Annotated in this window: 22 protein-coding genes; 11 read left to right on the forward strand and 11 right to left on the reverse strand. The window is 48.2% G+C overall.

What is annotated here, in order from left to right; all coding sequences use genetic code 11:
• Window positions 1–67 precede the first annotated feature (67 nt).
• The 7 genes from purN to Q0605_RS04295 all read right to left on the reverse strand — a co-directional run bounded on the left by purN (window position 68) and on the right by Q0605_RS04295 (window position 8,524).
• Window positions 68–646, reverse strand: a complete 579-nt coding sequence (gene purN / locus Q0605_RS04265; protein ID WP_298704508.1) for a phosphoribosylglycinamide formyltransferase — start codon at window positions 644–646, stop codon at window positions 68–70.
• Window positions 637–2,283, reverse strand: a complete 1,647-nt coding sequence (locus tag Q0605_RS04270; RefSeq protein ID WP_298704511.1) for an NAD(P)H-hydrate dehydratase — start codon at window positions 2,281–2,283, stop codon at window positions 637–639. Before Q0605_RS04270 ends, purN begins: the two co-directional genes overlap by 10 nt.
• Entirely contained in the window at window positions 2,280–3,797 is a 1,518-nt protein-coding gene (locus Q0605_RS04275) for a YifB family Mg chelatase-like AAA ATPase (RefSeq protein ID WP_298704514.1), read from the reverse strand. Before Q0605_RS04275 ends, Q0605_RS04270 begins: the two co-directional genes overlap by 4 nt.
• Complete coding sequence (gene def / locus Q0605_RS04280; protein ID WP_298704517.1) at window positions 3,794–4,312, reverse strand: peptide deformylase; 519 nt, start codon at window positions 4,310–4,312, stop codon at window positions 3,794–3,796. Before def ends, Q0605_RS04275 begins: the two co-directional genes overlap by 4 nt.
• Window positions 4,313–4,897: an ATP-dependent Clp endopeptidase proteolytic subunit ClpP gene (clpP, locus tag Q0605_RS04285; RefSeq protein WP_177387512.1), complete on the reverse strand. Its 585-nt coding sequence runs from the start codon at window positions 4,895–4,897 to the stop codon at window positions 4,313–4,315.
• Window positions 4,897–6,216, reverse strand: coding sequence for a trigger factor (gene tig, locus Q0605_RS04290; RefSeq protein WP_298704520.1), 1,320 nt, complete (start codon window positions 6,214–6,216; stop codon window positions 4,897–4,899). Before tig ends, clpP begins: the two co-directional genes overlap by 1 nt.
• 157 nt (window positions 6,217–6,373) lie before the next feature.
• Entirely contained in the window at window positions 6,374–8,524 is a 2,151-nt protein-coding gene (locus Q0605_RS04295; protein ID WP_298704523.1) for a TonB-dependent receptor, read from the reverse strand.
• 187 nt (window positions 8,525–8,711) lie between these two features.
• On the opposite strand from Q0605_RS04295, the gene folE reads away from it, so the two are divergent.
• The 4 genes from folE to Q0605_RS04315 all read left to right on the forward strand — a co-directional run bounded on the left by folE (window position 8,712) and on the right by Q0605_RS04315 (window position 12,811).
• Window positions 8,712–9,296 (forward strand): GTP cyclohydrolase I FolE, encoded by a 585-nt coding sequence (gene folE, locus Q0605_RS04300; RefSeq protein ID WP_297894333.1) that lies wholly within the window; start codon window positions 8,712–8,714, stop codon window positions 9,294–9,296.
• A 111-nt stretch (window positions 9,297–9,407) separates the two neighbouring features.
• Window positions 9,408–10,601 carry a NifS family cysteine desulfurase gene (locus tag Q0605_RS04305; protein ID WP_298704526.1) on the forward strand — a complete coding sequence of 398 codons (1,194 nt, stop codon included), beginning with the start codon at window positions 9,408–9,410 and terminating at the stop codon, window positions 10,599–10,601.
• Window positions 10,602–10,611: 10 nt separating this feature from the next.
• Entirely contained in the window at window positions 10,612–11,613 is a 1,002-nt protein-coding gene (locus Q0605_RS04310; protein ID WP_177387504.1) for an iron-sulfur cluster assembly scaffold protein, read from the forward strand.
• 409 nt (window positions 11,614–12,022) lie between these two features.
• A complete protein-coding gene (locus tag Q0605_RS04315; RefSeq protein ID WP_298704529.1) occupies window positions 12,023–12,811 on the forward strand; it encodes a transporter substrate-binding domain-containing protein in 789 nt (262 codons plus the stop codon).
• 611 nt (window positions 12,812–13,422) lie between these two features.
• Here the strand turns inward: Q0605_RS04315 and Q0605_RS04320 are convergent.
• Entirely contained in the window at window positions 13,423–14,109 is a 687-nt protein-coding gene (locus tag Q0605_RS04320) for a SapC family protein (protein ID WP_298704532.1), read from the reverse strand.
• 149 nt (window positions 14,110–14,258) lie between these two features.
• Between Q0605_RS04320 and Q0605_RS04325 the strand changes: the two genes are divergently transcribed.
• Window positions 14,259–15,032, forward strand: coding sequence for a 3'(2'),5'-bisphosphate nucleotidase CysQ (locus tag Q0605_RS04325; protein WP_298704535.1), 774 nt, complete (start codon window positions 14,259–14,261; stop codon window positions 15,030–15,032).
• A gap of 63 nt (window positions 15,033–15,095) precedes the next feature.
• Window positions 15,096–15,491 (forward strand): prepilin-type N-terminal cleavage/methylation domain-containing protein, encoded by a 396-nt coding sequence (locus Q0605_RS04330; protein WP_297894317.1) that lies wholly within the window; start codon window positions 15,096–15,098, stop codon window positions 15,489–15,491.
• Window positions 15,492–15,508: 17 nt separating this feature from the next.
• Here the strand turns inward: Q0605_RS04330 and Q0605_RS04335 are convergent, their stop codons facing one another.
• On the reverse strand, window positions 15,509–16,120 hold the full coding sequence (locus Q0605_RS04335; RefSeq protein ID WP_298704539.1) for a disulfide bond formation protein B: 612 nt from the start codon (window positions 16,118–16,120) through the stop codon (window positions 15,509–15,511).
• A gap of 96 nt (window positions 16,121–16,216) precedes the next feature.
• Between Q0605_RS04335 and Q0605_RS04340 the strand changes: the two genes are divergently transcribed.
• The 5 genes from Q0605_RS04340 (at window position 16,217) to Q0605_RS04360 (ending at window position 23,164) form a co-directional block, all read left to right on the forward strand.
• Complete coding sequence (locus Q0605_RS04340; protein ID WP_295150776.1) at window positions 16,217–16,786, forward strand: TRAP transporter small permease subunit; 570 nt, start codon at window positions 16,217–16,219, stop codon at window positions 16,784–16,786.
• Between the two features lie 93 nt (window positions 16,787–16,879).
• Window positions 16,880–18,241: a TRAP transporter large permease subunit gene (locus Q0605_RS04345; RefSeq protein ID WP_005871492.1), complete on the forward strand. Its 1,362-nt coding sequence runs from the start codon at window positions 16,880–16,882 to the stop codon at window positions 18,239–18,241.
• Window positions 18,242–18,283: 42 nt separating this feature from the next.
• Window positions 18,284–20,122 carry a biotin/lipoyl-containing protein gene (locus Q0605_RS04350; RefSeq protein ID WP_298704543.1) on the forward strand — a complete coding sequence of 613 codons (1,839 nt, stop codon included), beginning with the start codon at window positions 18,284–18,286 and terminating at the stop codon, window positions 20,120–20,122.
• Window positions 20,123–20,253: 131 nt separating this feature from the next.
• Window positions 20,254–21,837, forward strand: a complete 1,584-nt coding sequence (pckA, locus tag Q0605_RS04355; RefSeq protein WP_298704546.1) for a phosphoenolpyruvate carboxykinase (ATP) — start codon at window positions 20,254–20,256, stop codon at window positions 21,835–21,837.
• On the forward strand, window positions 21,812–23,164 hold the full coding sequence (locus Q0605_RS04360; RefSeq protein WP_298704550.1) for a CAP domain-containing protein: 1,353 nt from the start codon (window positions 21,812–21,814) through the stop codon (window positions 23,162–23,164). Before pckA ends, Q0605_RS04360 begins: the two co-directional genes overlap by 26 nt.
• 99 nt (window positions 23,165–23,263) lie before the next feature.
• Here the strand turns inward: Q0605_RS04360 and Q0605_RS04365 are convergent, their stop codons facing one another.
• Window positions 23,264–23,818 (reverse strand): hypothetical protein, encoded by a 555-nt coding sequence (locus tag Q0605_RS04365; RefSeq protein ID WP_298704553.1) that lies wholly within the window; start codon window positions 23,816–23,818, stop codon window positions 23,264–23,266.
• Window positions 23,819–24,030: 212 nt separating this feature from the next.
• Window positions 24,031–24,416, reverse strand: a 386-nt coding sequence (locus tag Q0605_RS04370) for a Type 1 glutamine amidotransferase-like domain-containing protein (RefSeq protein WP_298704556.1), incomplete at its 5' end; no start/stop codon positions are given.

Raw genomic sequence — 24,416 nt, forward strand, 5'->3', positions numbered from 1 at the left:
TTAAAGAACTAAGCTTTAAAATTTATAAAATTCCGCGGAATTTCGCTCTTTAAATTTAGCGTAAAATTTAGCTCCGGCACAAAATTTCTACGATCACCTGCGGCAATAGCTCATGCTCGATCTCGTGGATTTTGGCCTCATAAGCTTCAAGGCTCATGCCCGCGCTCTTTTCAAACGCGCGCTGAGCGATAATCGCGCCGCCGTCGAGCTCCTCGCTGACCCAGTGCACACTCACGCCGCCCACTTTCATATCGCTCTCGAAGCTCTGCTCTATCGCATGCGCGCCCTTAAAAAGCGGCAGCAGCGATGGGTGCAGGTTTATCGCGCGAACCCTGTTCGTAAAAACGGGTGTGAGAATTCGCATAAAGCCCGCGAGCACCGTAAGCTCCGCGCCGCTTTTTTCGATCTCGCGCACGAGCGCGGCGTCGAACTCCTCGCGGCTAGCGAACTCTTTGTGATTTAGGATCACGCTTTTTAGACCGAATTTCGCGGCTTTTGCTATGCCTCCCGCATCCGCTTTGTTGCTTAGCGTTAGCGCAACTTCGATCTTGGTTTCGCCAAAAATTTTGCCGTGCAGCCTCTGCAGGATCGCCTCCAAATTTGAGCCGCTACCGCTAAAAAGCACGGCGAGCTTTTTCACAACCATTTTACCTCCTCGATGAGATCGAGCGGATTTAGCGCGTAGGAGTTTTTGGCGAAGGCTCGCGCGGCGAGTGCGTGGGCTAGGACGCCGCAGATTGAGGCTTGCAGAGGCGAGTAGCCTTGCGCGAGTAGCCCGCCGATGAGCCCTGCGAGCACGTCGCCGCTGCCGCCCTTTGCGAGCGCGGCGCTGCCCTTGTCGCAGACGTAGATAATGCCCGCTTGGGCGATGAGCGTGTTTGCGCCCTTTAGTACGAGTACGCCGCTAAATTTCTCGCTCCACGCCCGCGCAAGCTCGAAGCGCCGCTCTTGCAGCTCGCTCACGCTAAGATCTGCGATACCCGCGATCTTCAAAAGCGAGCAGAATTCCTTTGGATGGGGCGTTAGGATTAAATTTGAATTATCGCTAAGTAGGCTTAAAATTTCGCTATCGTAGCACAGATCGGCGTCGATGACGCAGCTTTTGTCCCGTAGTGCGGCAAGATCGATCTTTCGCTCCCCCAGCCCGCAGCCGCAGACTACGACCCGCGCGGCATTGAATGAGCTTTTTTGCATCAAAATCGGGCTTAAATTTAATGGCTCATCGCTAACGACGCTAACGAGCCCGCTGCCGATTGCGTGAGCCGCTAGAGCCGCCATCTGCGCCGCTCCGCTCATCTGCCCGCTTACGACGTAGGTGTGCCCGAAGTCGCCTTTGTTGGTGTTTTGCTTCCTGCGTAGCGGCAGCTTCAGATCGCTTTTTTGAAGCAGAAAATATTCGCTCCGCCCTTCAAAATTTGAGCGCGAAATTCCAAGATTTGCGACCTTGATCCGCCCTACATAATCCTTCGCGCCGTCCGAAAACAGCGCGAGCTTTAACGCGCCCATCGCGATCGTCAGATCCGCGCAAAATGCAGCTCCTAAAACGCGCCCGCTCTTATCGATGCCGCTTGGGATATCGACTGCGATTTTTAGGGATTTTGCGCTATTTGCGAGAGATAAAATTTCACAAATTTCAGCGCTTATCGGTTTATTTAAACCGCTGCCGAAAATTCCGTCGATTATGCAGTCTGCGCTTGTAATCTCATCGTGCAGGATGCGCGGTTCGCCGCATTCGTTGCCTAGTTTGCCGAAATCTCCGCCGTGTTCTACGGTTTCAAATTTAGCACCTGTAAATTTTGCGCATAATTTATCGTCGCCGCCTGAAATGTCCGTGCTGCTTGGGCTTTCGCGCTCGCCCCGCGGCTCGCTCGCGCCAGCGCCCTTTGAAGAGGAGCCGCCTGCGCTTTCATGCGCGCAAGCATCCTTGCTAGACGCGCTGCCTACATGCTTGCAATCGTCTTTTGCGCTTGCTATGTTGATAAGCCTAACGCCCGCAGCCCGCGCCGCTTCCACTTGAAATTTACTCGCCGCGCTTCTGTTTTGAAGCATGCAAAGCGCCGTGCAGCTAAAATCGCCGCTTAGCTTTCGCAGCGCCGCCAGCGCGTCCGCGCCGTTATTTCCGCCGCCGCAAAGCGCTAAAACGCGCGAGCCCTTTTTAAGCCGCTTTCTGATCTCGCGCTCGATCTTGCAAGCGGCGTTTTCCATTAAAATTTGCTCGCCAAGTCCAAATTTCGCGCTCGCCCTGGCGTCGAGCTCCTCGGTGCTAAAGAAAATTTTTTTCAAATTTCGCTCCTTATGCGAAAGCTAAGAGCCTCCAAAATATGCGCCTTAGCGATGATCTCGGCGCCTGCTAGATCGGCGATCGTGCGCGCGAGCTTTAGCGTCTTATTTACGCCGCGCTGCGAAAGGTCGTAGCGGGTGATCGCGGTTTGCAAAACCTCTCGCGCCGCGCTTTCACAGATGCAAAATTTTTCGGTCTCCTCGTCGCGCAGCTTTGCGTTTAGCTCGCTCTGTCCGCGAGCCTTTTGCGCGCGAAACGCCCGCAGCACCGCATCTGCCATCTCCTCGCTGCAAACGTCGCTTCTATCGTCTGCGCCGGTTTCGTCCATCGCGACGTATATGTCGATGCGATCGAGCAGCGGCGCGGAGATCGTGTTTTTGTAGCGCCTGATGTCGTTTAGCGAGCAGGTGCAGGTGAGGTTTTTGGAGAATAAATTTCCGCACGGGCAGGGGTTTTGCGCCGCTACGAAGATAAATTTCGTTTGGTATTCGACCTTGGAATTTACGCGCGAAATCAAAATTCTATTATCCTCCAGCGGCTCGCGCAGGCTTTCTAAAATTTGCTTTCCGAAGTGCGGCAGCTCGTCGAAAAACAGCTCGCCGCCGTTTGCGAGCGCGACCTCGCCGATCTTTGCGCCGCTACTGCCGCCGCCGAAAATCGAGCTGCGCGTGCTGGTGTGGTGCGGCGAGCGGAAGGGGCGCAGCGCGCTAAAATCGACGTCTTTGTTATTTAGCGACTCGTAAGCGCACGAGAGCAATACTTCGCCTAGGCTCTGCGGCGGCAGAATTCTGGCTATTCGCTTTGCGCACATGCTTTTGCCGCAGCCCGGGCTGCCCTCAAAGAGGATGTTGTGCATGCCGCACGCGGCGATCAGGCTCGCGCGCTTGGCGCGCTTTTGCCCTTTGACGTCTTTGAAATCGAGCGAAAAATCGCGGTTGGGAACGTAAGCTTGCCCGCCAATCTCCACGACGTTTTTAAAAAGCGGATGGGTTTCTCGCATGAGTCTGCTTGCGGCAAACTCCTCGTCTAAAAAAAATCTGACCGCATCGCTTAGGCTACCCACGGCATAAACGTCGTAGTTTGGGATCGTGCAGGCCTTTAGAGCGATGCTTTGCGGCACTAAAATTTTAGCGCGCTTCACCTTCGTGCTTAAAAAAAGCAGAATCGAAAAGAGGCTCGCCGTGCTCTTTAAGTTGCCGTCTAAACCGAGCTCGCCGAAGACGAAGAAATCGCCGTCGATGCGCTCTTTTTGCAGCGCGATGAGAAGTGCGATCGCAAGATCAAAGTGCGAGCCGTTTTTGGGCATATCGGAGGGGGAGAGATTTATGATGATTTTGGAGGCGGGAAATTTAAAATTTAGGCTCACAAGCGCGGCTTTTACGCGGCTTTCGCTCTCTTTTATCGTAGCTCCTGCAAGGCCAACGATATTAAATCCCGGCAGCCCCCGCACGAATGTCGACTCAACCTCTACGGGGATCAGTGCATCCGTGAAGGCAGCGCATTTTAGGGATTTCATTTCGATTTTTCTTTTAGACTTTTTTTGAATTCTTTATCAAATTTTTTGCGTTTGTTGTATCCGATGCGCTCGATGAAAAGATGTCCGTCGAGGTGGTCCATCTCGTGCTGGATACAGATGGCTAGCAGCTCGCTAGCGTCCATTTGCTGGGTATTGCCGGCGCGGTCTTGAAACTGCACCGTGATAAACTCGGCGCGCGTGACGTCCTCGTAAAAACCCGGTACCGAGAGGCAGCCCTCCTGATAAACGACCTCGCCTTCCTTTTTTAAAATTTGCGGATTGATAATCTCGATGAGGTCCTTTTTGTCTTGGATTTTTTCCTCATTGGCTAAATTTATAATCAAAGCGCGCACGGGCTTACCTACCTGGATGGCGGCAAGACCTATGCCGTTTTTTGCGATCATCGTCTCATACATATCGTCCAAAAACTTACCTAGCGCCGCGTCGAATTTCACGACCTCGGTCGATCTTTGATAAAGCTTTTTATTCGGATAGGTAAGGACGTCCAGGATCATCTATTTAAAGCTCTTTTGAAGTACTTGATCGATCAAGCCGTATTGCACGGCATCCTCGGCGCTCATGAAAAAGTCGCGATCGGTGTCCTTTTCGACCTGCGCGAGATCTTTGCCGGAATTTTGCGAAAGGATGCCATTTAAAATTTCTTTCATTCGTAAAATTTCTTTGGCTTGGATCTCGATGTCGGTAGCCTGGCCTTGCGCGCCGCCGAGGGGCTGGTGGATCATTATGCGCGAGTTTGGAAGCGCGTAGCGTTTGCCTTTGGCGCCGCAGCTTAGCAAAAACGCTCCCATCGACGCCGCTTGACCGATACAGATTGTGCTTACGTCGGGTTTGATGTAATTCATCGTGTCATAAATGCTAAATCCGCTCGTAACCACGCCGCCCGGGGAGTTGATGTATAGATAGATATCCTTATCCGGATCCTCCGCCTCCAAAAATAGAAGCTGCGCGACGATCGAGCTTGCCACCGCGTCGTCAATCTCGCCGCTAAGCATTACGATACGGTCTTTTAGCAGCCTCGAGTAGATGTCGTAGCTGCGCTCTCCGCGGCCGGTCTGCTCTATAACGTAAGGAATCACCATTATTCACCTTTCCCTTCGCCGCTCTTTTTACCTTGCTTGGCAAAGATGTCGTTAAATAGCTTCTCTTCGATCAGCGCCATTTTGACGGCGGGAAGCATGCCGTTGTTGCGGTATCTATCTAGGTGCTCTTTCGGGTTTGCACCGTAGGTGTAAGCCTCCATATAGACCGCTTGGACGAGCTCCTGATCGCTCACGTCGATATTGCGTTTTTTAGCTAGCTCGTCGATTAAGAATGTAAGTTTTACGCTGTTTTCGGCAGCCTTTCTAAACTCTTCGCGCTTTTTATCCAGGGCGTCTTTGTTGTTTTTAAATTCCTCGATCTGCTCTTTTGAAAAGCCGCTCCATGCGTTGTTAAACTGTAAATTTATCTCCTGCTCGACGATCGCTTTTGGAAGCGCGAAGTTAAATTTCTCGGCGAGCGCGTCGGCAAATTTAGGCTTTAGATCCTCGTTTATCAGCTTTTGAAGCTTATCGTTTTTGATGCGCTCTTTGATGCGCGCTTCAAATTTCTCTTTGCTCGGCTCTTTCTCGCCCGGAAGCGCTTGCTTTAGCTCCTCCTCGCCGAGCTCTTTGGCAGGCTTTTTAGCTTGAATTTCGTGAAGCTTGACTTTAAAGATCGCGTCCTTGCCGGCTAAATTTTTTGCGCCGTAATTCTGCGGAAATTTAACCGCCACGTCGCGCTCCTCGCCCACTCTAAGTCCGATCATTCCGTCCTCAAAGCCGGGGATGAATTGATTTGAGCCGATCTGAAGGACGTAGTCCTGCGCCTTGCCGCCGTCGAATGGCTTGCCGTCCACGAAGCCTTCGAAATCAAATTTTGCAAAATCGTCTTTGGCTAGAATTTTTTTGTTGGTTTTAGAAAGCGGAGCGATCATCTGCAAAAATTCCTCTACTTTCTCGTCGATCTCTTTTTGAGTAACGCGCGGGCTGCTAAATTTAGGGATCAGCTCCTCGTATCCCTCGACGCTAACTTCGGGTCTGAAAGAAATTTCGATCTCAACGTCGATATCGCCTTCTTTTTCGTCAAATTTAGAAAAGACCGGCTCGGATAAAATTTCATCTTGTTTTTTCTTTAAAATTTTAAGAGACTGATCGATCATATTTTTAAGAAGCTCCTGCTTTGCATCGCCCTCAAGCTGTTTGCCGTATCGCTTCAAAACCACCGCGGTAGGTACTTTGCCCTGTCTAAATCCGTCGATTCTTAGTTGCTTGGAGGCCTTTTTGGCTAGCTCTTCTACTTTGGCTGCGATCTGCTTTGCTTCGATCTTGCTCGCAGCTACCGCATTCGCGGCGTCTTTCATTTTTGCTTTTACTTCCATAAAATTCCTTTAGAAAATTTAAAAATAGTTCGTAATATATCAAAAAATTTCTTATTTAAAGTATAAATTCCTAAAATTTGCCGACTCTAAGCGGCTCGCAGCTTTTAAATTTTAAAATTTTTAAGAGCTCGCCTTGAAATTTAAAGCGGGACTAAGGCTAAAATTTTACCGATACGTTAAACATAAACTGCCGCGCGTAGCCCATCTGAATAGGTATCACGCTCGTGGTCGTGCCGGTTGAGGATGAGGTGTAGTATTTTTTGTCGGTCAAATTTTTGACGTTGAACGAAAAATTCGTATCATAGCCCGAAATTTTAGTATCGTAGCTCACGAAGGCGTCATAAACCACGGCGTGAGGCAGCTTAAACGCCGTTCCTGCGGGCACGCTCGGTAGGTTCGTGCGCATATAATAGGTGTACCACGAGCCGAAGTATCGCGCGCCACCGCCCAACCTAAGCCCCTTTGCGCCTAGATGCGCGAAATCGTAGTTGGCAAATAGGCTTGCTTGGTGCTTCGGCGTTGCTTCCAGCGGTTTGCCGATTAGCACTGCAAAAGCGCCGTCGTCCTCGCGCACCCTCGTTTTGGTGTATGCGTAGCTTGCCGACATGCTAAGCCCCTGCGTCACGCGCCCGTTTATATCGAGCTCAAATCCTCGCGAGCGAGCCTTGCCGATCGTCTCGCTTATATTATTTACCGTTCGCAGGATGTTTCTTTTATCGATATTAAACACCGCCGCGCCTGCAGTGACGCGATCGTTTTGAAATTTAGTGCCGAACTCCACGGATTTGCCTTCCTCCGGCTTTAGATCACCGCCTATCGCCTCGCCTATGGACATCTGCGGCGTGAAGCTTTGCGCGTAGTTAGTATATACCGACCACTGCGGGCTCAACAGGTACAAAAGCCCGCCCTGATAGGTCGTAGCGGCCTTTTTCTGATCGGTGCTGTTCGGTCCTTGCCAGCTTTGTTTGGCTACTTGATCGTAAAATTCCCTACGCACGCCCAAAGAAAGTATTAACTCGTCGGTTAAATTTATATTATCTTGGGTGTAAAGACCGATCGTTCTTAGCTTTTGATATTGTATTTTTGGCTCTCTATCGTTCGTTAGGACGGCGCCCGAAGCGGTCTGCCCGGTAAGCATATTGATGCGCCCTGCGGTGCCTTTTAGCGCGCCCGGGCGGTATCTGTAGTAGTTTTTGTAATCCGTGCCGAAAAGGACGTCGTGCTTAAGCGGACCCGTTTCAAATTTGCCGTTTAGTGTGACGCTTGCTGCGTGCGTGCGGTGTATGAAATTATCGTAGTAGTTATACGATCGCGTCGTGCCGGTAAGGCCTTGGGGCGTGAATGGATTGTTCGGACGGACGTAGCCGTATTCGTGCTTACTGCGCGAGAAAGCATAGGCGCCTTTTAATATCCAATCCTCGCTAAATTCCTTCTCAAAGCCCAAATCAACCGTATCGAGCTTGCTTTGTAGTTTATTTACCGGCTCGTCGAAGCGGACTTTGCCGCTGCCATAAATTTTACCCGTACTCGGCACTAAAAACGCGCCGCGATCCACCGGATCGGTAGAGCGGCTATGGGTGTAGCCTAAGTTTATCGAATAATCATCTCCTTGATACGCAAGCGACGGCGCAAAGAGCGTGTTTTTTATACCGCCGAAATTTCGCCAATAATCCTTCGCGTAGTAATCGAATATAAATCTATACGCAAAGCCGCTATCTGCAATCGGCCCTGTAGTATCAAATCCCGCGTCCCAATAGTTGTGATTGCCCAGCCCGCCCCAAAGCTCATTTATAAACTCATACTGCGGCTTTTTGGTTACCATGTTTATGACGCCGCCCGGTTGCTGCGCGCCGTAGAGCATGCTCGCGGGCCCTTTTAGAACCTCGACGCTTTGAATGGTTTTATTGAAATTGTGCATCACGGCGCCCGGCACGCCGTTGCGCATAATCGAGCCGTCGCGACCCTCGCCGAAGCCACGCTTGATGATCGCATCGAAAATATTTCCTGTCGTATTTGCGTAGCTTATGCCGCTTACGTTTTGCAACGATTCCGCTAAGGTGTCTGGCTTTTTGTCCTTTAGATGCTGCTGCGTTACGACGTTTACGGTCTGCGGAATTTCTAAAATTCGCTTAGTCGTCTTGCCGATCTCGCTGCGTACGGCGCGGTAGCCGTCGTCGTTATTCGCCCATTCTACGACCTCGATATCGCCTAAGTTTTCGCCCGAGGCGGAGCTTGCTGCGGCGTTTTGTTCGGCGCAAGCAAAGGAAAAAAGCGCCAAAGCCGCGCCAAAACTCATCTTAAATTTCATTACCGAACTCCTTTTAGATAAAGCTTATCGAAACGGCGGATTTTAAACAAAAATTTCTTAAATTTAAATATATTATCATTAACATAATAAGATTGATAAAATTTCGCGTGGAATTTTAAAATTTATCAGCGTTATAAAAGGCGTTTTTGAGTAATATCGCGCATCGATCTTTAAGGAATTGCTAAAAATGGACGAAAAAAGCCGAGCGAAATTTGAAAACTGCGTATCGCAGATGCTTGAAATTTTAGGCGAGGATCCGAGGCGCGACGGGCTCGCAAAGACGCCCGAGCGCGTAGCCAAAGCCTATGAGTTTCTAACTAGCGGCTACGAGCTGGACCCAAAAGAAATTTTAAACGACGCGCTGTTTGAGAGCAGCAACAATGAGATGGTTTTGATAAAAGATATAGAATTTTATAGTCTCTGCGAGCACCATCTGCTGCCTATCATTGGGCGCGCGCACGTCGCGTATATCCCGAATAAAAAGGTCGTGGGGCTTAGCAAAATTCCGCGTATGGTAAATATTTTCGCGCGCAGGCTGCAGATTCAAGAGCAGCTTACCGAACAGATCGCAAGCGCTATCCAAGAGGTGATCCATCCACTCGGCGTGGGCGTGGTGCTGCAAGCGCGGCATATGTGTATGGAGATGCGCGGCGTGCAAAAGATCAACTCGACCACGACTACGTCGGCACTGCGAGGGCTTTTTATCAGCCGAAACGATACGCGCAAGGAATTTTTCGATCTAATAAATTCTCCGAAAACTTTCGGTTTTTAAAACAGCAAGCGTTAAAGAAAAATTTAGCAATTATGTTATATTATCGTGCGAAATTGATAAAAGAGCGAAATTGTCTGATTAAATTTCAGACAAATTTTAGAAAGGAATTTTATGCAGCGCGTTTATTTAGATAATAACGCCACTACGATGGTCGATCCCGAAGTTTTCGAGGAGATGAAGCCGTTTTTTTGCGATAAATACGGCAACCCAAACTCCCTTCACAGCTTCGGCAGCGAGACGCACCCCGCGCTAAGAGCCGCGATGGATAGACTTTATGCGGGGCTTGGCGCTGCGGATGCGGACGACATCGTCATCACAAGCTGTGCGACCGAGAGCAATAACTGGGTTTTAAAAGGAATTTACTACGATAAAATTCTAACCGGCGAGAAGGATAATATCATCATAAGCTCCGTTGAGCACCCCGCAATCAGCGCGACCTGTGCTTTTTTAGAAAAAATTTGCGGCGTAAAGATCACTCGCCTGGGCGTCGATAAAGACGGACAGATCGATATTGATGAGCTTAGCGAAAAGATCGACGACAAAACTGCGCTCGTTAGCGTGATGTGGGCAAATAACGAAACCGGCACGATCTTCCCCGTAAAAAAAATCGCGCAAATCGCACACGAACACGGTGCGCTGTATCATACCGACGCGGTGCAAGCGATAGGTAAGATAAAGGTGAACGTGCGCAATGCGGACGTGGATTTTTTAAGCCTTTCTGGGCATAAATTTCACGCTCCAAAGGGGGTCGGCGCGCTCTACATCAAAGATAGCAAGCCGCTTACGAGCCTGCTTCACGGCGGCGAGCAGATGGGCGGGCGCCGCAGCGGCACGCTAAACGTCGCGGGCATCGTGGGGCTCGGTAAGGCTTTAGAGCTAGCGAATAAATTTATGGATTTTGAGCGCACTCAGGTAAGCAGGCTGCGCGATAAGCTGGAGGATGCGCTTTTGCAAATTCCAAACGTTAGCGTCGTGGGCGACCGTAGCATTCGCGTTCCAAACACCATCCTTGCCTCGATCCAAGGCGTCGAGGGAGAGGCGATGCTGTGGGATCTAAATAAAGCGGGTATCGCCGCTTCTACCGGCTCTGCATGTGCGAGCGAGGCGCTTGAGAATAACCCGATAATGGAAGCGATCGGCGCAGATAAGGAGCTGGCGCATACGGCGCTAAGGCTTTCGCTGTCGCGCTTTACGACGGAGGCGGAGATCGATTACGCGATCGAGCATATAGGCAAAGCCGTCGCCCGTCTGCGCGGGATTTCAAGCACGTTTGCTTATGCGCCGCAAGGTTATGAGAAGAAATAAAGGATAAAAAATGGCAAAAAATAGTTTGATAAACGGCTCGATCTGGGAGCAATACTCGCAAAAAGTGCAGGAGCGTATGAATAATCCTCGCTATATGGGTGAGATCACCGAGGAGGAAGCAAAGGCTAGGGGCGGCAAGCTCGTGGTCGCGGACTTCGGCGCCGAGAGTTGCGGCGATGCTGTGCGGCTGTATTGGTTGATCGATCCTAAGACTGATAGAATTTTGGACGCTAAATTTAAAAGTTTCGGTTGCGGTACGGCGATTGCGAGTTCGGATACGATGGCTGAGCTTTGTATCGGAAAGACCGTCGATCAAGCGGTAAAGATTACAAATTTAGACGTAGAGCACGCGATGCGCGATAATCCCGACGAGCCCGCCGTACCGCCGCAAAAGATGCACTGCTCGGTAATGGCATACGACGTCATCAAGCAGGCTGCGGCGAATTATAAGGGCGTCGATCCCGCGCATTTCGAGGATGAGATCATCGTGTGCGACTGCGCGCGCGTAAGCCTCGGCACGATCAAAGAGGTGATTCGTCTAAACGATCTTCATACGGTCGAAGAGATCACGCAATACACCAAAGCGGGCGCGTTTTGCAAATCCTGCGTGCGCCCGGGCGGACATGAGGAGAAGGACTACTATCTGGTCGATATTTTAAAGCAAACCAGAGAGGAGATGGAGCGAGAGAGACTTCAAGCTCAAGCCGAGGCGAGTGCCGCTACTAGCGCGAAAGCGGGAGCGGAGATGAGCTTTGAGCAGTTAAATTTAATCGGTAAATTTAAAGCGGTCGAAGGGGTGCTTGACGAGGATATCCGTCCGATGCTTCAGATGGACGGCGGCAATCTCGATGTCATCGATATCAGGCCCGCAGACGACGGCAAAACCGATATCTACATCCGCTACCTAGGCGCTTGTAGCGGCTGCGCCAGCGGTGCGAGCGGTACATTATACGCGATCGAAAATGTTTTGCAAGAAAACCTTAGCCCAAACATCCGCGTAATGCCGATCTAGGGCTATTGCTGCTACGTTTGCATCTTAGCTTAGTCTTACGAAATTTTAAGAGCTTAAGCTTCTGCGCAACAGTGGAGCTAAATTTCGCCCCTTAGCTAAATCCGCAATTAGACGCTAAATCTACGTAGAATTTCGCCGTTTACTTTTAAGAATATCGTAAATTTTGCTAAGGTTTTCTAGCGTGAAATTCATCCGTAAATTTTGTCTATAAAATTTAATTAAAAGAGCTTTTTATTTCGCTCGTGTAAGTTTTTTATGAGATTTCGTTTGTAAATTGGACATAGAATTTCTCCGCGAATTTCATCTTTTCATAAATTTAGATGAAAATGCGCCATAAATCGCAGAATTTTAGCTGGCTATAATTTCTTTTTATTATAATTGCGCCTTATTTCAACTAAAAGGGGAGCAAATGAAAGTATTTGTTTTGGCGGCTCTACTACTTGGTTTTCTATCTGCAAATTCTTTGGATCAGATCAAAAAGGATAGGCTCGTTCGCATAGGTGTATATAACGATCAGCCGCCGTTTAGTGCGCTCGTAGACGGCAAATATAGGGGATTTGAGATTGCTCTTGGCGAAAAGCTCGGTAAGGAGATTTTCGGCGATAATCCTGGCAAGGTAAAATTTATCCCGATCACGGCTTCAAGACGCATTAGCGCTTTACAGCGCAATGAAGCGGATATGGTGATTGCGACCTTTACTCCTACGCCCACGCGAGCGAAAAAAGTAGATTTTTCGGAGCCTTATTTTAAGGTGCAGGTAGGTGTGCTAGCCAAAAAAGACGAAAATATCACGAGCTTCGATCAACTCCGCAAAAAGAGGATTTTCGTCATCAAACACTCTCCTATTCACAATTTCTTACGCAAAGCGGGCTTTAGAAAGAATTTAAACTTTTGCGCCAGTTCGGCTAAATGTTACCGCGCTTTCAAAAGGGCGAAAAATGCCGTGCATGTCGATGATAACCTAATCCTGCACGCATACGCGATCATCGATAATAAAACGCAGGTTACTTTGGATGGTCTAGGTAAGCAAACTTACAACGCAATCGCCGTGCAGAAGGGCAATAATGCGCTGCTAGAGATAATCAATACATCTTTAGCAGGACTAAAAAAAGATGGATTTTTGGATAAGACCTTTGATGATACGCTCGGGATTTTTTATCATGGCACGATCGATAAGAAGGAATTCTTGGTTGAATAAAATTTCGTGCAGAATTTAATTCGTGCGTTTGATTCCCGCGTAAAATTCGATTCATTGTAATGATGGAGCGAGAAATACGTTGCGGGCTTAATTTGCTTTTAGAATTCGGTCTTGATTTTGCTTGCCTGTGTTTTGAGGCATGTAATTTTTATGGGGGTTTATTTAAATTCTACTATTCATAGAATTTTTAGGTAAACTTGCAAAATTTCATTTTTTTGATGCATAAAATATTTTTTGTGATGCATATTTTAAATTTTATAAATTTATCTACTTGAAAGAAATTAAGAATTTAATAGAATTTTATGCAAAAATTTGGGCTTGAAATTTTATGTGTAAAATCCTGCGTGCGCAGGGTGATAAATTTTGCCATAAAATTTTTATGGCAAAATTATACGATCAGGCTCGCAGTACGTTTAATCTTAGCTACAAATAAAATCATTTAGGCTCTAAGGCTTATTCTACTAGATAAGCTTAATTGGGTATTTATAAAAACAACTTGCGCCGTAAAATACTTGTGACAATTTTGCACAATATTGCTTTTAGGAATTAAATTCCGCGACGTCAAATCATAAAAATTTTAAGGATTTCGAGCTATTCAAGAAGTAAAACGCCTATTTTTTCGCTTCTTTCTGCGCTGCCGGCGGGTCGAGCTGCATGATCTTATCGCCTAGGCGCTGAAAATTTGCAAGGCTTTTTAGGTGGAAATACGCTAGCTCCAGATATCCGCGGCGCGCGAAATCCGCAAGCTTTTTATCGCTTAACTTCAAAAGCTTTTCGCGATTTACGACCGAAAAGCCGTTTAGCAGGGACGATTCCTTGCCGCTAGAGTTGATGCCAAGCTCCTTGGCCTCTAAAATCCCCGCCTTTTGAAATTCCGCTGCCGCAACGCGCGTGCGCATATCTAAATCGGCGTAATTTTTCATCACCTCTTTTAAATTTTCCAAAAACGGCGTCGGCTTGCCGTTTTTAAAAAGCGCCTCGCCGTCGCCTTTTATCTGCTGTGCGTCCTCATCAAAGCAGATCGCCGTCTGCTCGCCGATCTGGGCTAAGAAAAACGGATAATTCTGCACCGAGGAGGGCACCGCTCCCTTATAATCTTTATCGATTAGAACGTTTTTGGTGCGCCCTAGCAGCGCCACCATTTTGGGCTCTTTTTCGATGGTGAATACTATAACGAGGTTGTCCGCGCAAAACGGGATCTCCGGTGCGATCACCGGCACAAAAGGCGCGGTAGGGAATGCATCCGCGTGATATTGTAAATCCGCGTGTTTAACGCTATCTAATACGACTGGGGTCATGTTGATCCTTTAAAAAATTTTAGCAATTATATAAAAAAGAATATTAAAATTCTAAAGATTTTTGGAATTTCGTTCGTTTTTATTTGCGCAAATTTAGACGTTTAGAATTTTAAATTTGATAGAATTGCCGTTAAATTTAAGGAGCGAAAGTGGGCTTGGATGAGCTTTTGGCGCTCGCGACGGACGCCGCAAAAAAAGCAAACGCCGCGATAATGCAAAACTACGACAAATTTGATGTCTTTGTCAAAGCGGACAGATCTCCGCTTACGAACGCCGATCTTGCGGCAAACGATGTGATAATGAGCACCCTGGAGCCTAGCGGCATCGCGATCTGCTCGGAAGAGTGCGTGCTGGATAGTAAGCGGCGCATGAGCGAGGAGAGATTTTGGCTGATAGATCCGCTGGACGGCACGAAGGAGTTTATCGCGCGCAACGGCGAGTTTTGCGTCTGCATTGCGCTAATCGAGCATGGGCGCCCGATTTTATCGGCGATCGGCGTGCCTGTAAGCGGCGACGTATACAGCTCAAACGGCGGCGGAGTTTATAAAAACGGCGTGTTGCTCGTTCGCCCCGTTAGTGCGCCGCAAATCTTCATGCACGGCCGACATAGCAAATCCGAAAAATATCCGCAATTTGCGCAAAAATTTAAAATGCAGCTCGTGCGCAAAGGCTCTGCGATAAAATTTTGCATTTTGGCCGAGGGGGGGGCCAGCGCGTATGCGAGATTTAGCGACTGCTCGCTTTGGGACATCGCCGCGGGAGATTTTTTGCTGCATCAAAGCGGCGGAGCGGTAGTGGATCTAAAGACGATGAAGGCGCCGCTTTATAACGGAAAAAGCCTGATAAATAACCATTATTTGGCGGTCGGCGCGAATGCGATGAAATTTTTACCTGAAATGTTGGAGTTTGCGAAGAATTTTTAAGCTAAATTTATAGTAAACGTCTTATAATATAAGTCTAAAAATTTTTTATCAAAGGATAAAAACATGAAGGGCTTTACTATGATCGAATTAATTTTCGTGATCGTGATTTTAGGTGTTTTGGCGGCAATTGCCATTCCAAAACTAGCAGCTACGCGTGATGATGCGGAAGTCGTTAGAGCAGCGCAGAACGTATCTACATCACTGACTGATCTAATGGCTTATTATACTTCGCAAGGCGAGTATGATAATAGCACGACAGGTTTTAATAACATGACGAATGTTAAAAATCCTATTACCGCAAAGAATAAGGTTTGTGCTACATACACTGTCGATAGCAAAAATAAGGTTACTCTTAAAAAGAGTACAGATGGCCTATGTGCTCACGTATGGGAGATGCCGGGGCTAAAGAATATAAATACTGTATATTCGTCTGATGCTTTGCTAATTATTACACAGTAACTTCTTTGGCGCAGAGGCTACCTCTGCGCCTTCTTATTCAAAAACCCAAGAAAAATTCCAATCGTCCAAATAATTGCGAAAAATATAAAGATAAAACTCCAAAATTGTGCTAAATCCACGCTTTTACTTGCCGGGAATAGATACCAGCCTCCGCTATAAAGCGCCGTTAGTTTGGCTTGCAGTTCGTCTAGCGTTGTATCGGTCGGCACTGCCGGAACGTCGAATGCGCAGCTGTTAAACGGCTTAAAAATCGGCACCGCGCTTAAGTCGAAATTTAAAAATTTAACCGCCCCGCCACAGCCGCTCATCCCACTCATATCTCCGCTCCCTCGCAGTACCGTGTGAATTTTAGCTAAATTTAGCGATGAGGCAAATCCTAGCACCGCACCGTAGAACCACATCGCATATCCGCAGATCGCGCCGTGAACGTCCTTGCCGCAAACCGCTAAAATCACCGCTCCTAGCGCTATGGCGCAAAGCGCGAATCTCACGTGAATGCTAAAGCTTTCCGGATAGATAAAAAGGAATTTTTGCAAGAAAAAATATGAAAACGCTAGCCAAAAAAGCGCCCAAATAGCGCAAAAGGCGAGAAATCTTTTAGAGTATCTGTTTTGAAATTTTAAAATCATAAAAATCCTTTCCGCGCATAATTTTATAATAAATTGCAGATATTTTTGCTAAAATCCCAGCTTTCATAGCAAAAATTTCAAGCAAAGGGTAAAATTTTGAGGAATTTTTTACGCAAATTAGAAAGGGCTTTTGATGCGTTCGCAAATATCTTAGGCGTATTAAGTATCGTATTTTTGGCGCTTTTAGTTATAGTTGTTTTTTACAATGTTGTGGCGCGTTATCTTTTTCCAGCCGCAAATTCCGTCGCTATGCAAGAACTTACGTGGTGGCTATATTCGGCGATGTTTTTATTCGGTGTGACCTACGCACTCAAAGAAAACGCACACGTTCGCGTGGATATTTTTTACGAAAAATTTAGTCCTACTGCAAAAGCGCTCATAAATATCTTAGGCACGATATTTTTCATTTTGCCTTTCGTGGCGCTCGTGGCATTCTTTTCGATCGATTATGTAAGCGAGGCTTATACGAGCCATGAGGCCAGCGCCAATCCCGGCGGTATGCAGCATCTTTGGATCATCAAGTCCGCAATCACGCTTAGCTATGCGTTTTTATTTATCTACGCGTTTGGATTTTTGATTAAAAATATTAACGCCCTGCTTGATGTTAGGGAAAACAAAGGCTCGGAATTTCTTAGTGGGAATTCTTCGGGCGCACAGAGTGTGTGAGGGCAGAATGAGCTTAAATTTAAAATTCTATAAATTTTACGCTTTTCGCGCTTGGGCGGAATTTTGCCACGGTAAGATAAAAGGTGGCGAGCTATGATAGGCATAGTGATGTTTGCGGCAGCGCTTTTTATGCTGCTACTCGGTTTTCCCGTTGCGTTTACGTTCGGCGCTGTGGCGGTGATTTTCGGCTTTATCTATGGACTTAGTGAGGCGTGGGATTACGCGCAGGGCTTTGAAATTTTAACCGAAGCTTTCGAGGATATGAGCAGGCAGTTTTTTTCACTGATGCCTAATAGAATTTACTCGATTATGGAAAATCAGCTATTAATTTCGGTGCCGCTTTTTATTTTGATGGGTATGATTTTGCAAAAGACTCGTCTTGCGGAGCGTTTATTAGAGTCGATGGCATTTTTATTCGGCGGCGTACGAGGCGGCGTGGCGATCAGCACCGTTTTGGTGGGCGCATTACTTGCGGCTACGACGGGCATAGTGGGCGCGACTGTCATCGCTATGGGCGTCATCAGCCTGCCCGTGATGATGAAATACGGCTATGATAAGCCGCTGGCTACCGGCACTATCGCTGCTGCAGGCACGCTTGGGCAGATTATCCCGCCTTCTATCGTGCTGATTATTTTAGGCGATATACTTTCTGTCTCTGTGGGTGATCTTTTTTCTGCAGCAGTTATTCCTGGGCTCGTGCTAGTGGGTTTTTACGTGATTTATATCGCGATTATTTCATATATTTGCAAAGATTATGCGCCGCCTGTTCCGCCGCTAGAGGGACTTAGCAAATCAAAGCAAATTTTTATCGCGCTTAAAAACGTCGTGCCGGTGCTCGTGCTGATTTTGCTCGTCTTAGGATCTATTTTTGCGGGCATCGCTACGCCTACGGAGAGCTCGTCGGTAGGCTGCTTGGGTGCGATAGCGCTAGCTGTTTTATATCGCACGTTTTCGTTTAGGCTGATCTATGACGCGCTAAAAAATACCGCTAAAATTTCGGGCATGGTTTTTATGATTTTGATGGGCGCCACGGCATTTTCGATGATTTTTTCTTACACGGGCGGAGATGAGGTCGTGAAAAATTTTATGGAGAATCTGCCCGGTCAAGCGTGGGGATTTATCGCGCTTACGATGGTAGTTATCATAGTGCTTGGATTTTTTCTCGATTATGTTGAAATTTCATATATCATTTTACCGATACTTTTGCCGATAGTAGAGTCTTTGCATATCAATCCCGTGTGGTTTGCGATCTTAATCGCTGTAAATTTGCAAACGTCGTTTATGACGCCGCCATTTGGATTTTCGATATTTTTCTTAAAGGGCGTGACGCCGCCGCAAATCCATACCACGGATATTTACAAGGGCGTGTTACCTTTTATTTTATTGCAAATTCTAGTGCTATTAACGCTCGCAATCTTTCCGGGGGTTTTCGGTTTAAAAGCTTTTTTAGGCTAGAAATATTAAAATTCACGCATAAATTTAATCTAGGAGCTAAAAATGGCTAAAAAGCTTATCGACGTTATGGATACGACCTTTCGCGACGGATTTCAGTCGGTTTTCGGCGCGCGCGTGGCGATGGAGGATTTCCTGCCCGCCGTTAGCGCGGCCAAAGACGCGGGCATCACGCACTTTGAGTTCGGCGGCGGCGCGCGGTTTCAGAGCCTGTATTTTTACCTAAACGAAGACGCGTTTGAGATGATGGATAGATTTAGAAGCATCGTGGGGCCTGAGGCGAACCTGCAGACCCTTAGCCGCGGCGTCAATACCGTCACGCTCGATACCGGCAGCCGCGAAATCATCGATCTGCACGCCAAGCTTTTTGCCAAGCACGGCACGACGACGATTAGGAATTTCGACGCGTTAAACGATGTGGAAAATTTAAAATTTAGCGGCGAGTGCATACATCGCCACGGACTCAAACACGAAGTCGTAGTCACGATGATGGATCTGCCGCCGGGATGTAGCGGTGCGCACGACGCAGCGTTTTATGAGAGAATTCTGCGTCAAATTTTAGACGCGCAGATTCCGTTCGACAGCGTCTGCTTCAAAGACGCAAGCGGTACCAGCAGCCCGCAGAAGGTCTATGAGACGATCAAGCGCGCGCGTAAAATTTTAGGCGACGGGGTGCATATCCGTCTGCACACGCACGAGACGGCGGGAGTTAGCGTCGCATGCTATCAGGCTGCGCTCGTTGCGGGCGTGGACGGCATCGACCTTGCCGCGCATCCCGTAAGCGGCGGCACCAGCCAGCCGGACATTCTTACGTTGCTGCACGCGACGAAGGGGCAAAATTTCGACCTGGGACTGGATGCAGAGAAAATTTTAAAATACGAAGAGGTTTTGGGCGAGTGCTTGAAGGATTACTTCATGCCGCCAGAAGCTACGCAGGTAAGCCCGCTCATTCCGTTTAGCCCGATGCCCGGAGGCGCGCTTACGGCAAACACTCAGATGATGCGCGATAATAAAATTTTAGACAAATTCCCAGCCGTCATCAAGGCTATGCGCGAAGTCGTCGAAAAGGGCGGTTTCGGCACGAGCGTAACGCCGGTTAGCCAGTTTTATTTCCAGCAGGCGTTTAACAACGTAATGTTCGGCCCGTGGAAAAAGATCGCCGAGGGCTACGGCAAGATGGTGCTAGGCTATTTTGGCAAAACGCCCGTTAAACCCGACGAGGGCGTGATTAAAATGGCGGCGGAGCAGCTGGGGCTAGAGCCTACGACTAAGCACGCCGTAGATATCGCCGATGCCGACGAGAGCAAGAGCGTCGCGTATGCGCAGAAGATTCTACGCGAGCAGGGCATCGAGCCTAGCGAAGAGAACATATTTATCGCGCTTGCGTGCAAAGAAAAAGGTATCGCGTTTTTAAAAGGCGAGGGCAAGGTGATGAGTCGTAAAAAAGAGGACGTAGCGCCCGCCGCAAGCCATCAAAACGGTAATTCTAAAAACGGCAAATTTGACGTTAAGATTAACGGCAAAATTTACAACGTAGAATTTGCCGGACAAAACGTGCTCGTAAACGGCGATCGATACGACGTCAGCTTCGATACCTCAGCGCCCGCAAAGCCGCAGCCGCAACGCTCTGCCGGCGAGCAGCCCACTGCTAACGCGCGAAGTGGTACGGACGATAACGATATAAAAGCGACGCTTCCTAGCAACGTATTTAAAATTTTAATAAAGGAAGGCGACGTTGTTAAGGCGGGGCAGAATGTCATCGTTCTTGAAGCGATGAAGATGGAGATAAATATCGAAAGCCCACGTGACGGCATAATCGATAAAATTTTGATCGCTCAAGGCGATATGGTCGATGCCGATCAGGTGCTCGCGATTTTAAGATAAGCTCTAAAATTTAGGCGGCGCTCCCGCCTAAATTTCATGAGGGCCATCCTCGGTGCTTAAGCAAGCTCACCTAAATTTTAAGCTATAATAGCGCAATCTTTTATCAAAATTTAATTTAAAAAGGACGCAAAATGACAACTCCGAACGATCTGGATAAACTAGGTCTTAAAAATATCAAAAAAATCAACTACAACCTAAGCTACGACGAGCTTTTCGAGCTTGAAAAGGCGATGGGCGAGGGACGCGTGTCAAGCAACGGTACCTTTATGGTCGATACTGGCATCTTTACGGGTCGCAGCCCCAAGGATAAGTACTTCGTAAAACAAGATCCGAGCCAAAAATACATCGCTTGGGGCAAGATAAATCAGCCTATCTCAAAAGAGCTTTTCGATAAGCTTTTAGCCAAAGCCAAAGCCCAGCTAAGTGGCAAGGAAATCTTTATCCAAGACGCATTTTGCGGCGCTAGCAAATCCAGCCGCAAAAACGTTCGTTTCGTAACCGAAGTCGCGTGGCAGGCGCATTTTGTAAAAAATATGTTCATCCGCCCAAGCGAGAGCGAGCTAGCGGAATTTCATCCCGATTTTGTCGTTTACAATGCGTGCAAATGCAAAAACGAAGATTACGCGAGCGACGGGCTACACTCCGACGTTTTCGTTATTTTTAACGTCGAGGAAAATGTCGCGGTTATCGGCGGCACGTGGTACGGCGGCGAGATGAAAAAGGGAATTTTCTCGATGATGAACTACTGGCTGCCGCTTGCGGGCAAAATGTCGATGCACTGCTCGGCAAACGTGGGCAAGCAGGGCGACACGGCGCTATTTTTCGGCCTAAGCGGCACGGGAAAAACGACGCTCTCTACAGATCCAAACCGCAAGCTGATCGGCGATGATGAGCACGGCTGGGACGATGAGGGGATATTTAACTTCGAGGGCGGCTGCTACGCGAAGTGTATAAATTTGGACCCGAGCAGCGAACCTGAAATTTACGCGGCGATCAAATGCGACGCGCTGCTTGAAAACGTGGTCGCCAACGAGGCTGGCGTCGTGGACTACAAAGACGGCAGCAAGACCGAAAACACCCGCGTCAGCTACCCGATCTATCACATCGACAACTACGAGCCAAGCTCTGCGGGCGGCCATCCGAAAAACATAATCTTCCTGACCGCCGACGCATTCGGCGTTTTGCCGCCGGTCGCAAAGCTAACTAAAGAGCAGGCGATGTATTATTTCCTAAGCGGCTATACGGCAAAAGTCGCGGGCACCGAGCGCGGCATTACCGAGCCCGTGGCGACCTTTAGCGCGTGCTTTGGCGAGCCGTTTATGCCGCTGCATCCGACCGTTTACGCTAAGCTACTGGGCGAAAAGATCGACAAGCATAATGTCAGCGTCTATCTCGTAAACACAGGCTGGAGCGGCGGCGCGTACGGCGTTGGCAAACGAATGAGCATCAAAGCCACGCGCGCGTGCATAAACGCGATCCTAGACGGCAGTATCAAAAAGTGCGAATTTGAAAATTTTGAAAAATTTAACCTAGCGATCCCAAAAGAGCTCGCAGGCGTCGAGACGAAGCTGCTAAACCCTATTAATACGTGGACGCATCCTGCGGAATATAAGATCACGCGCGATAAGCTAGCAAAGATGTTTGAAGAGAATTTTAAACGCTACGAGGACGTAAAAGAAGGGGTCGAGTTTGCTAAAGCGGGCCCTACGGCTTAGGCTCCTGGGTCTTGGGGCGATTTGCGCGCTTTTTGCCGCATGCGAAAACACCCCTTCAAATTTAAAACAGCCGCTCGTTGCGATGAGCGGCTTTTCCTTTTACGACGATCCGCTAAGCTACATCAACAATGTGCGCGCAAAATCGGGGCTAAATCAGCTTTCGCAGAATGAAATTTTAAATATCTCCGCGCTTAATCACGCAAAATATGTCGTCGCAAACGAGGCGATGTCGCACGACGAGAGCCCGGGCAAGCCGAATTTTACGGGCGAAAATCCGTCAAAGCGCGCTTTTTACGCAGGCTATAATGCCGCAGTACGGGAAAATTTATCCTATAACTCAAGCGATCTAAAAAGCGCGATCGACGGGCTACTCAGCGCGATTTACCATAGATTTGCATTTTTGGATTTCGCCTCGGATGAGATCGGCATCGGCTATTTTGAGCACGGCAAAAAAAGCAGCTATGTTTTTGAGATGGGAAATTCGCGCCTCAACGCCTTTTGCTCGCGGAATTTAAACGACGAAGGAAGCGGTAAATTTCTACTGGGGATGTGTAAAAACGAAACGCTACGGATGAGGGAGGATAAGTTCAAAAGCGCTACCGCGCTGAACTCGCGCCCTTACGTCTACTACCCGAACGACGAGCCTGCGCTCGCATTTTTCAGCAATGAAATTCCAGACCCCATGCCAGAGTGCAAAATCACCGCAAATCCCGTAAGCGTGGAATTTAATTCCGCTCAGCCGCCCGTAGCGATGAAAAGTTTTAAAATTTACGAAGGCGGCAGGGAGCTTCAAAACGTTAAAATTTTAGACAAAAACTCCGATCCTAACGCGATTTTGAGTGACAGGCAGTTCGTACTTTTCAGCAGAGAGGTTTTTAAATTTGATACCAAATACGACGCGGAGTTTAATTACGAGCAGGGCGGGAAGCAAAAGACGCTGCGGTGGGAGTTTATCACGCAAGCGCCTAAATTTAGATACTTCGTCGTACAAGGCGGAGAAAATCTAAGCGTGAAAAACGGCGCGTTTTACGACATGTTCGTAACCCCGAAAGACTGCAACGATTTGATGAAAAGCTATAAAACCAGCTACTCTTTTATGGATAAGCCCGAAATTTCAAGTCCCGCGGCAAATATGCTGCGCGTAAAGCTAAACGGTGCAAAGGGCGCAAAGCTTGAAATTTCGACTGATAACGGCTCGGTAATAAACCTGTATTTAAGCGACAACTCCAAAAGCTACGGCGGCATGGGTAAAATTTACGCCGCAATCGCGGTGGTTTTGGCAGCGATCATTTTGTTTTATCTTTTGGCAAGAAGAAGAGGGCGATAGGCGAGACCTATTTTCGCGACCTCTGCTTTTGTCTGCGCGCACATGGGTACATAATGCCTATCTGGCGTAAAATTTAATGCAGAGACCTGCTTTTAAATTTTAAATTTCATCCCCGTTTATCTCATCCGCAAGTTTTAAAATTTTAGCCTGTACCGCCTCGGGAGCGTAGATATCGATCCACTCTATCCCGCCCCCAGCACTAAAAAGCACGGCGATCCGCCCCTCGCTCATCGCGCGCTTAGCAAGCTTGGTTGCCGCGGGGCTATTGCCCATATTTGGCGTTTCGTCTATACTTATCTCGGCGCAGCAGCGTAAAATAGGCGTTAAATCAAACTCTCCCTCGAGCGAAATAATAACCGAGCCGCGCCTAAAGCTGCAAGCGTTCCAAAAGATTTCGGCGCCGTTTACGCATTCGCGCGAGAGATCGAGGCGAAATTTGCCCCGCTCGCGCACGAGAAAACTAAACTCGCTCAAGTTTAGCGGGTGCTCCACGCTACCGAAAGCTCCCACGATGCTATCTTTGCGGCCGTTATAGACGTAGGCGGCGAGTGCGTTTTGCAGTAGCGGCGCGATGATCTGCTCATGCGCGCTCGTGTGATCGTCATCTCTGGCGCGGCCTGCGATCTTTACGAAAAACGGTTTGAAATACTCCATAAACGCTCCTTAAATTTATAAAATTTACTCGTTTTTGCTTTTAAATTTAACGCTCGCGGCGGTTAAATTTAGCCTGCCGTCGCCGCATTTTCGGCTCGTTTTTCAGACATCGCCGTTTTAAATTTTAAAATTTTACGTAGGCTTTAGCGCGTAAAATTTCAGATGCCGTTTTTCTAAATTTAACGCGCTTTTAGAACGCTGTGCGTTTAAATTTACCGCCTCAAAATTTCAAATTTATCGCCGTGCACCGCGATCGCCTCGGCGTTATTTATCGGCGCCAAATTTAGCTTGCCGCCGTAAGCTTTTAAAATTTCAGCCGCGCTTTGCACGAACGGCTCCTCACCGTAGTGTACTACTGGATAGAATTTAACAAGATCTAGCCCAGTTTGCGCTGCTACTGATTCACTACCACTCGCATCGTCCATCACGCTCGCGTATTCCACGCTGGGAGCTGCGATCATAGCGCCCGCCGACTCGCCCACGTACACGAGCTCGCCGCTTCGGACGCGATCTGCGATGAGGCCAGTAAGATCTTTCTTTTTTAGCTCGCGCAAAAGATAAAAGGTGTTGCCGCCGCTTACGTAAAGCACCCGCGCCG

The sequence above is a fragment of the uncultured Campylobacter sp. genome (assembly GCF_938017705.1).
Lineage (GTDB): Bacteria > Campylobacterota > Campylobacteria > Campylobacterales > Campylobacteraceae > Campylobacter_B.